This window comes from Neisseria sp. P0022.S010 (assembly GCF_051956635.1).
Genome location: NZ_JBQCXF010000507.1, coordinates 1 through 2,095 on the forward strand (window position 1 = coordinate 1; position 2,095 = coordinate 2,095).

The 2,095-nt window shown below is 51.6% G+C and carries 2 protein-coding genes and 1 pseudogene; all 3 read right to left on the bottom strand.

What is annotated here, in order from left to right; translation table 11 throughout:
- A pseudogene (cca, locus tag ACTHUT_RS18730) lies at nucleotides 1-563 on the bottom strand (multifunctional CCA addition/repair protein); the annotation flags it as partial.
- Nucleotides 564-638: 75 nt separating this feature from the next.
- Nucleotides 639-1,601 carry an SPFH domain-containing protein gene (locus ACTHUT_RS18735; RefSeq protein ID WP_003683281.1) on the bottom strand — a complete coding sequence of 321 codons (963 nt, stop codon included), beginning with the start codon at nucleotides 1,599-1,601 and terminating at the stop codon, nucleotides 639-641.
- Between the two features lie 9 nt (nucleotides 1,602-1,610).
- Nucleotides 1,611-2,036 carry an NfeD family protein gene (locus ACTHUT_RS18740; protein WP_250600558.1) on the bottom strand — a complete coding sequence of 142 codons (426 nt, stop codon included), beginning with the start codon at nucleotides 2,034-2,036 and terminating at the stop codon, nucleotides 1,611-1,613.
- Nucleotides 2,037-2,095 lie beyond the last annotated feature (59 nt).

The following is a 2,095-nucleotide window of genomic DNA, read 5'->3' on the forward strand; positions in this document are numbered from 1 at the left end:
ATCAAGCCTTTGGCCAATTCTTGCCAGACGCGTTCGGCAACCAAGGCATCCGCTTCGCCGTTTTCTACCATTTGCCGCATCAGCGACATGGTTTCATCGGCAATTTGAAAACCATAACGCGCGGCAAAACGGGCGATACGCAAAATCCGCACGGGGTCTTCGGCAAAGGCAGGCGAAACGTGGCGCAGGATGCCGGCTGCCAAGTCTTGTTGTCCGCCAAAAGGATCGATGATCGTGCCGTCTGAATCCTGAGCCATGGCATTTATGGTCAGGTCGCGGCGCATCAGGTCTTGTTCCAGCGTAACGTCTTTATCGGCATGAAAGCTGAATCCGGCATAACCTTTGGCGGTTTTGCGCTCGGTACGGGCGAGGGCATATTCTTCGTGGCTGTCCGGATGGAGAAAGACGGGAAAATCCTTGCCAACAGGTTGATAGCCTTGAGCCAGCATGGTTTGCGCATCTGCACCGACGACTACCCAATCGCGGTCTTTGACGGGCAGGCCTAACAGATGGTCGCGGACGGCGCCGCCGACAAGATAGGTTTTGATGGTTTGTGTATTCATATAAAAATCGAACGATATAAAAAGGCCGTCTGAAAAGCCGTATTGGGTTTTCAGACGGCCTGAGTCAGAACGCTATTATGACGCTTTAGGCTTGTTGCCGTCGATGATTTTCAAACCGGCGGAGACCAAGCTGCCGATGTCGGCGACGTTGGCAGGCATAATCAGCGTGTTGCTTTCTTTAGCTAAATTGCTGAAGGCGGCAACGTATTGCTCGGCAACTTTCAGGTTAACAGCTTCAGCACCGCCCTCGGAGCGGACAGCCTCGGCGATTTTGCGGATGGCGTCGGCGTTGGCTTCTGCCACCAGGCGCAGGGCTTCGGCTTCACCTTGTGCGCGGTTGATGCGGGCGATTTTTTCACCGTTTGACGCGTTGATGGCGGCTTGCGCTTCACCTTCGGATTGTTGGATTTCCGCTTCGCGCTGACCGCTGGCAAGGTTGATCTGCTCGATTTTACGGCCTTCGGATTCTGCAATGCGCGCGCGTTTTTCACGTTCGGCGGTAATTTGCGCCTGCATTGAGCGCAGAATTTCTTGCGGCGGAACCAAGTCTTTGATTTCGTAACGCAAGACTTTCACGCCCCATGCGCCTGCCGCTTCGTCCAAAGCAGCAACAACAATGCTGTTGATTTCGTCACGCTCTTCAAAGGTTTTATCCAATTCCATGCGGCCGATGACAGAGCGCAAAGTTGTCTGTGCAAGCTGGGTAATCGCCATGATGTAGTTGCTGGAACCATATGAAGCGAGTTTAGGATCGGTAACTTGGAAGTAGATAATGCCGTCCACAGTCAGCTGAGTGTTGTCGCGGGTAATACAGACTTGGCTGGGGACATCCAAAGGAACTTCTTTCAGCGAATGACGATAGGCGACGCGGTCGATGAATGGGATAAGAATGTTCAGGCCAGCAGTCAGCGCTTTGTGAAAACGGCCTAATCGTTCGACCACATAAACTTCCTGCTGCGGTACAACGATAAAGGATTTGAAACCAAAAACAACAACGACGATGAAGAAGAGGACGATGGGGCTGAGCAGAAATTCCATAATGTTTCCTTATGATGATGGTTGGGAGAGTGTGCGGATAATCAGAAGATTGCCGTTTTTGGCAGTAATGACTGCGCTTGAGGCCGTCTGAAAAGTATCTTGAGGCCGTTCGGCTTGTGCCTGCCAGTGTGTACCGCGGTAGGCGACTTCGTAAATATTGTCATGCAGGTGGCGTAGGATGCGGACGTTTTGCCCAATATCCAAATCATCGTTAAGCACTTGGGGAGCCAACTGATTTTTCAGACGGCCGTGTACCAGCCAGATACCGAGTGCGCTGATGATGGCGGCAGTCAAAACGGCGGCAGAAAAGTGACCGCTCAATCCGTACATGATTCCGGCAGCGGCCAGCGCTACGCTGACAACCAAAAGATAAACCGTTCCGATAAATAATTCGACAATCAGAACAACGGCGGCGGCAACAAACCATATCGTCATGCGGCATATCCTTTTAATAATCTTTTGATAATTCTTATCATAATGGCAACAGCTTGAAA

Excerpts from the sequence above, each read along its gene's own strand:
- ACTHUT_RS18735 (WP_003683281.1), bottom strand. The coding sequence starts at position 1,601 with ATGGAATTTCTGCTCAGCCCCATCGTCCTCTTCTTCATCGTCGTTGTT.
- ACTHUT_RS18740 (WP_250600558.1), bottom strand. The coding sequence starts at position 2,036 with ATGACGATATGGTTTGTTGCCGCCGCCGTTGTTCTGATTGTCGAATTA.